Below are 6,879 nucleotides of genomic sequence, written 5' to 3'. Positions count from 1 at the left end.
GCCCCACGGGACGTAGACGTCGGCCGCGAGGTACGACGACGGCTTCGCGATGCCGACGACCGTCACGGTGCTCGCCTCCTCGCCCTTGCCCACGACCAGCTCGTCGCCCACGCCGAGTCGCGCCGCCGTGGCGGTGCGCTCGTCCACGAGCGCCTGGTCGTCGCTGGTCGGGGCCCGACCGCTGACGATGCGCTGGCGCAGCAGTCGTTCGTCGGTGCTCACCGTGCCGATGGACGTGTCCGAGCCGAGGCCGATGCCGTCGTGGGTGACGGGCTCGAACGACGACCCGATGACCGCCGCGGCGTCCCCCTGGCGCGCCGCGGTCTCCAGGACGGGGGCGACGTCGTCGGTGCCGATCCCGTAGTCGTCGCCGACGACCAGGTCGGCGCCGCGGTAGGCCTCGTCGATCCCGGCGGAGAGGCCGGACTTGGCCGCCGAGGCGATCGCGTTGGTGGCCACCACGAACCCCACGGCGATGGTCACGGCGAGCAGCGCCGCGACGTAGCGGCGCGTGTGGGTGCGCAGCGACGCGAGCATCACGGTCCTCATCGGGCGCCTCCCTCGGCCCGCGTCAGGTCGGCGTCGGGGCGGGCGGCCAGCACCGAGGCGAGCTCGGCCCGCGACGGGTCCACGAGGTGCGAGCGGATCCGACCGTCGGCCAGCACCACGACGTCGTCGGCGTAGGCGGCGGCGTCGAGCTCGTGGGTGACCATCACGACGGTGCGGCCCAGCTCGCGCACGGAACGTCGCAGGTAGGCGAGCACCTCGGCCGAGGCGTTGCTGTCGAGGTTGCCGGTGGGCTCGTCGGCGAACACGATCGACGCCTGGCTCACCAGCGCGCGGGCGATCGCGACGCGCTGCTGCTGCCCGCCGGACAGCTCGCTCGGACGGTGGTCGAGCCGGTCGCCGAGCCCGAGGACCGCGACGACGGTGTCGATGTCGTCCTGCACGTTCGCGTCGATGCGTCGGCCGGCCAGCTCGAACGGCAGCACGATGTTCTGCCGGGCGGTCAGCATCGGCAGCAGGTTGAACGCCTGGAACACGAAGCCGAGGTGGTCGCGGCGGAATCGGGTGAGTCGGTCGTCATCAAGGCTGGTCAGCTCGACGCCGTCGACCGAGACGGTGCCGTGTGTCGGCCGGTCGAGCCCGGCGAGGCAGTGCATGAGCGTCGACTTGCCCGAGCCCGAGGGCCCCATGATCGCGGTGAAGCGTCCGGGCGCGAGGTCGAGGGAGACGCCGTCGAGGGCGTGCACGGCCGCCGGGCCGGTGCCGTAGGTCTTGGTCAGGTCGCGCGCCGACGCGGCGGTCGCGACGGCTGCCTGTGCTGTGATCGTCATGCCGACGACGCTATGGATCAGGCACCCCCCGAGTCGTCGGAGCGAGGGATGGTCCTGGCGTCAGCCCGTGGGTGGACTCTCGCCCCGTCCGAGCCGTCAGAGGTAGGTGACGCACCGCATCGCGGGGTCGGCGGTAGGTCTCGCACCTCATCGGGTCCGTATGGGGTGCGAGGCCTACCTCCCTACCCGAGGAGGACGCAGGATTCTGCCTTCGCGTGAGGGAAGGCGAAGGATGCTGCGTTCACGACGGGATCCGGACGCGAACGCAGCATCGTTCGGGTCGCCGCACTCGAACGCAGAATCTTGCGTCCCCCGGGCGGCCCCCGCCTACCCCAGCCCCGCCTCGAGGGCGAGCAGGACGAGCTGGACGCGGTCGCGGGAGTCGGTCTTGGCGAGCAGTCGGCCGNCGCGGGCGATGAGGCCCAGCACCTCGCGCTCGCGGTCGGTCACCTCCGCGAGCCGCCGGGTGGTCGCCTCGCTCACCACGCTGCGCGAGCCCGACGGCTGCACGAAGTGGTCGAGCAGACGTCGGGTGGTCGACGGCGCCACGACCGCGTCACCGGCCTGCACGGCTCGGATCGCGGCCAGCAGGTCCGGTGGCGCGGCATCCTTGAGCAGGAACGCCGACGCGCCTGCCTGCAGGGCCGCGAACGCGTACTCGTCGAGGTCGAAGGTGGTCAGCACGATCACCCGGGGCGCGGTCTCGCGGTCGTCCTGCAGGATCCGACGTGTCGCCTCCACGCCGTCCATCACCGGCATGCGCACGTCCATGAGCACGACGTCGGCGCGGGTCGCGCCGAGGAGGTCCAGCGCCGCCTGGCCGTCGCCCGCCTCGCCCACGACCTCGAGGTCGGGCTGGCTGTCGACCAGCATCCGGAACCCGGCACGCACCATCTGCTGGTCGTCGACGAGCAGCACGCGGGTGGGTGCCGTCGCGTCGCTCACCGGGGGATCCTCGCACGCACCTGCCAGCCGCCACCGGGTGCCGGGCCGACGTCGAGGGTGCCGCCGTGCACGGCCACGCGCTCCCGCATGCCGACCAGCCCCAGGCCGCCCGACGTCGGCGATCCGGCTGCGCCGTGGCCGTCGTCGGCGACCGTCACGACGAGGTCGGCCCCGTCCTCGCGGACCCGGACCTCCGCGGTCGCGTCGGGTCCGGCGTGCTTGCGCACGTTGGTGAGCGACTCCTGCACCACGCGGAAGACCGTCAGCGCTACACCGTCGGGGACGGTGGGAGTCGGGTCCGGCAGCGTGGCCCGCACCCGGCCGGCCTCGACGTCGGCGGCCAGGAGGGCCGGCAGCTCGCCCAGTCCGGGTTGAGGGACCAGCTCGGGGTCCGACGTGCCGCGCAGCAGGCCGAGGAGGCGCCGCATCTCGGTGAGAGCCTCGCGGCCGGTCGAGGCGATGGTCCCGAGCGTGCGCACCGCGACGGCCGGGTCCTGCTCCGCCGCGTAGCGCGCACCGTCGGCCTGCACGATCATGCCGGTGATGCCGTGCGCGACGACGTCGTGCATCTCTCGTGCCACCCGGGTGCGTTCCTCGGCGGCTGCGGCGCGCGTGCGTTCCTCCGCCTCGGCCGCCATCCGCTCGCCGCGCTCCATCAGCGCCGCCTCGTACGCGCGTCGCAGGCGAGCCTGGGTGCCGAGCGCCCACGCGGCGACCACGATCGCCCCGATGCTCAGGGCGTACGGCGCGAAGAGCTGCAGGCTCAGGGGCTCCTGCTCGACCGTGGGCGGCAGGCCGTCGTAGCGCCCGGCCATGACCCAGACGTAGGTGGCGACCCCCGTCGCGACGGCGCTGAGCCCCAGCCCGACCCAGGCGTCGCGGGGGCGCCCGAAGCGAGCGAGCGAGTACATCGCCACGGGGTAGGCGAGCTGGCCGATCGCAGGGTAGTCGTGCACCAGGGCCTGCACGCCACTGAACACCCAGACCAGCGCGAAGGCCATGGCCGGGCGGTGTCGACGCCAGACGAGCGGCAGCACCTGCAGCCCGCTGAGCGCGGTGACGTACAGCGGCTGGTCGATCCCGAGCGTCGCGGCCACGAGCAGGAGGAGCCCGGCCACGAGGGCTGCGTCGAACCACTGGGTGGCGCGCGGACCCAGCCGCCACGGTCGACGACCGCCCGGACGGTCCGCTGGCGTGCTCACCCACCCGACCCTAGGTGCTCCTGCAGCGCCACGCCTCCACCCACGGTCTGATCTGCATCCGGCGTCCTGAAACGTCGTCCCGCGGGTCTAGCGTCGGGACATGAGCCAGTTCCCCGACAGGTCACGCACCGCCCTCCTCGTCGTCGACGTGCAGAACGACGTCGTCGAGAACGCCCACGAGCGTGATGCCGTGGTCGGCCGGATCGCCGAGCTCGTGCAGCGAGCCAGGTCCGCCGACGTGCCGGTCGTGTGGGTGCAGGACTCCCTCGCCGACGACGACGGTCCTGCGACGGGCACCGAGGGGTGGAAGATCGTCCCCGAGCTCGAGCCACGTGCCGGCGAGCCGGTGGTGCACAAGGACTACGGCGACGCCTTCGAGGCCACCGAGCTCGAGACGGTCCTGGCCGAACGCGGCGCGGGGCGAGTCGTCGTCACCGGCGCCCAGACCGATGCGTGCATCCGCGCCACGTTGCACGGGGCGTTCGTGCGCGGCTACGACGTCACGCTCGTCTGCGACGCCCACACCACCGAGGACCTCACCGCGTACGGAGNNNNCCTTCGTCCTCCTCTCGAGCCCCGGACAGGCTCGGGGCCCAGATATCGGCGGTCGGGGGACGGAATACTGCGGGCTCCACCAAGGTTGATACGATCAGACTCAAGTCAGTTGCCAGCACTTCGGCAACGGCTCCCCGAGCTCACGAACCCCGCAGCAGCACCCGATCAGCAGGAGGAACCCCCATGGCACGAGCCGTCGGAATCGACCTCGGAACGACGAACTCCGTCGTCGCCGTCCTGGAGGGCGGAGAGCCCACCGTCATCGCGAACGCCGAGGGCGCTCGCACCACCCCGTCCGTCGTCGCGTTCGCGAAGGACGGCGAGGTCCTGGCCGGCGAGGTCGCCAAGCGCCAGGGCGTCACGAACGTCGACCGCACGATCCGCTCGGTCAAGCGCCACGTCGGCACCGACTGGAAGACCGAGGTCGACGGCAAGTCGTTCAACCCCCAGCAGATCAGCGCCTTCATCCTGCAGAAGCTGAAGCGCGACGCCGAGGCCTACCTGGGCGAGACGGTCACCGACGCGGTCATCACCGTGCCCGCGTACTTCAACGACCACCAGCGCCAGGCCACCAAGGAGGCCGGTGAGATCGCCGGCCTCAACGTCAGCCGCATCATCAACGAGCCCACCGCGGCCGCGCTCGCGTACGGCCTCGACAAGGGCGACGAGCAGACCATCCTCGTCTTCGACCTCGGCGGCGGCACCTTCGACGTCTCCCTGCTGGAGATCGGCGACGGCGTCATCGAGGTCAAGGCCACGAGCGGCGACAACAACCTCGGTGGTGACGACTGGGACAACGCGGTGGTCGACTGGATCGTCAGCACCTTCAAGTCCAAGACGGGCATCGACCTGACCAAGGACAAGATGGCCATGCCGCGCATCCGCGAGGCCGCCGAGCGCGCGAAGATCGAGCTGTCGAGCTCGTCCTCGACGTCGATCAACCTGCCCTACATCACCGTGCAGGACGGCAGCCCCGTCTTCCTCGACGAGACGCTGTCCCGCAGCGAGTTCGAGAAGATCACGGCCGACCTGCTCGAGCGCACCAAGGCGCCGTTCAACAACGTCGTCAAGGATGCGGGCATCTCGGTGAACCAGATCGACCACGTCGTCCTCGTGGGTGGCTCCACCCGCATGCCCGCCGTGAGCGAGCTGGTCAAGACGCTCACCGGCGGCAAGGAGCCCAACAAGGGCGTCAACCCCGACGAGGTCGTCGCCGTGGGCGCCGCGCTCCAGGCCGGCGTGCTCAAGGGCGAGGTCAAGGACGTGCTCCTGCTCGACGTCACCCCCCTGAGCCTCGGCATCGAGACCAAGGGCGGCGTCATGACCAAGCTCATCGAGCGCAACACGACGATCCCGACCAAGCGCAGCGAGGTCTTCACGACGGCCGACGACAACCAGCCGTCCGTGGCGATCCAGGTGTACCAGGGCGAGCGCGAGATGGCGGCGGGCAACCAGCTGCTGGCCACGTTCGAGCTCACCGGCCTGCCCCCGGCGCCGCGTGGCGTCCCGCAGATCGAGGTCACGTTCGACATCGACGCCAACGGCATCGTGAACGTGTCGGCCAAGGACCGCGGCACCGGCAAGGAGCAGTCCATGACCATCACGGGCGGCAGCGCGCTGTCCAAGGACGACATCGACAAGATGGTCAAGGACGCCGAGCAGTACGCCGAGGAGGACCGCAAGCGTCGCGAGTCCGTCGAGACGCGCAACCAGGCCGAGGCGCTCGTGCACACCACCGAGAAGTTCCTCGCCGAGAACGGCGACAAGGTGGGCGACGACGTCAAGGGCGAGGTCCAGGCCGACGTCGACGCGCTCAAGGCGGCGCTCGAGGGTGACGACAACGACGCCGTCCAGGCCGCCGTCACCAAGCTCGGCGAGTCCAGCTCCAAGATGGGCGAGGCGATGTACGCCGCGGCCGCCGCGGAGCAGCAGGCCGCCGGCACCGACGCACCCACGGGTGACGCCGACGCCGACTCCGACGACGACGTCGTCGACGCCGAGATCGTCGACGACGAGGAGAAGAAGTGACGGCTGGGCCCGACGGCCCCACCGAGGGCGCTGACCCGGAGGTCTCGCAGGAGACCTCCGGGGAGGCCCCCGTCGACGAGGCTGTCGACGAGGCCGTCGAGGTCCCCGCGGACGAGGAGGAGGTCGTCGACGCGGCAGCAGCCGAGGAGCCGACCGAGCCCGAGCAGGCTGCGGAGCCCACGCCGGAGCAGCAGCTCGCCGAGCGCACCGCCGACCTGCAGCGGCTGCAGGCCGAGTACGTCAACTACCGCAGGCGGGTCGAGCGTGATCGCGCCCAGTCGCGCCAGCAGGGCGAGGCCGCGGTGCTCCGCTCGCTGCTCACGGTGCTGGACGACATCGGTCGGGCCGAGCAGCACGGTGAGCTGACGGGCGGCTTCAAGGCCGTCGCCGACGCGCTCCACCAGGCGCTCAAGGCGCACAAGCTGGAGGGCTTCGGTGCCGAGGGCGACGTGTTCGACCCCCGTCTGCACGAGGCGCTCTTCGCAGCCGGCGAGTCGCCCGACGTGCAGGTCACGTCGGTCGGTCCCGTGGTCCGCACGGGCTACCGGATGGGCGACGAGGTCCTGCGCCACGCGCAGGTCGGAGTCATCGAGCCCGCCTCGGGCGAGGCGCCGGCGGGCGACCAGGACGAGTGAAGGGCGGTCGGGCAGCAGCCGTGTGCTGCTGCCCGACCGGACCACCGATCGATCAGGAGAGGAAGGGGTGAGCCGTGAGCAACCCGAGTGACTGGGCGAGCAAGGACTTCTACAAGGCGCTGGGCGTGTCGAAGGACGCGTCGACCGCCGACGTGAAGAAGGCCTACCGCAAGCTCG

At 71.5% G+C, this 6,879-nt stretch carries 6 protein-coding genes and 2 pseudogenes; 3 read left to right on the top strand and 5 right to left on the bottom strand.

Annotated elements, in window-relative coordinates:
• The 5 genes and pseudogenes from ASF38_RS18320 to ASF38_RS04235 form a co-directional block, all read right to left on the bottom strand.
• On the bottom strand, positions 1 to 549 hold a 549-nt coding region (locus tag ASF38_RS18320; RefSeq protein ID WP_200914399.1), incomplete at its 3' end, for an ABC transporter permease.
• On the bottom strand, positions 546 to 1,337 hold the full coding sequence (locus ASF38_RS04245; RefSeq protein ID WP_056573869.1) for an ABC transporter ATP-binding protein: 792 nt from the start codon (positions 1,335 to 1,337) through the stop codon (positions 546 to 548). The genes ASF38_RS04245 and ASF38_RS18320, both read right to left, overlap by 4 nt.
• Positions 1,338 to 1,664: 327 nt before the next feature.
• A pseudogene (locus ASF38_RS18755) lies at positions 1,665 to 1,743 on the bottom strand (DNA-binding response regulator); the annotation flags it as partial.
• A 1-nt stretch (position 1,744) separates the two neighbouring features.
• Positions 1,745 to 2,282, bottom strand: a 538-nt coding sequence (locus ASF38_RS04240; protein WP_255353800.1) for a response regulator transcription factor, incomplete at its 3' end; no start/stop codon positions are given.
• The gene (locus ASF38_RS04235) at positions 2,279 to 3,484 is read right to left on the bottom strand and encodes a sensor histidine kinase (RefSeq protein ID WP_056573866.1); all 1,206 of its coding nucleotides are present in this window, start codon (positions 3,482 to 3,484) and stop codon (positions 2,279 to 2,281) included. The genes ASF38_RS04235 and ASF38_RS04240, both read right to left, overlap by 4 nt.
• A 100-nt stretch (positions 3,485 to 3,584) precedes the next feature.
• Here ASF38_RS04235 and ASF38_RS17030 point away from each other — a divergent pair.
• From ASF38_RS17030 to grpE, 3 genes and pseudogenes are all read left to right on the top strand, one after another.
• Positions 3,585 to 4,035, top strand: a pseudogene (locus tag ASF38_RS17030) (isochorismatase family protein); the annotation flags it as partial.
• Positions 4,036 to 4,222: 187 nt separating this feature from the next.
• Positions 4,223 to 6,067, top strand: a complete 1,845-nt coding sequence (dnaK, locus tag ASF38_RS04225; RefSeq protein ID WP_056556579.1) for a molecular chaperone DnaK — start codon at positions 4,223 to 4,225, stop codon at positions 6,065 to 6,067.
• The gene (grpE, locus tag ASF38_RS04220) at positions 6,064 to 6,702 is read left to right on the top strand and encodes a nucleotide exchange factor GrpE (RefSeq protein ID WP_056573860.1); all 639 of its coding nucleotides are present in this window, start codon (positions 6,064 to 6,066) and stop codon (positions 6,700 to 6,702) included. Before dnaK ends, grpE begins: the two co-directional genes overlap by 4 nt.
• Positions 6,703 to 6,879 lie beyond the last annotated feature (177 nt).

This window comes from Aeromicrobium sp. Leaf272, from assembly GCF_001422865.1.
In the GTDB taxonomy this organism is placed as follows: domain Bacteria; phylum Actinomycetota; class Actinomycetes; order Propionibacteriales; family Nocardioidaceae; genus Aeromicrobium.
The sequence above is the reverse complement of the archived record's forward strand: the minus strand, read 5'-3'. Positions and strand labels throughout refer to the sequence as shown.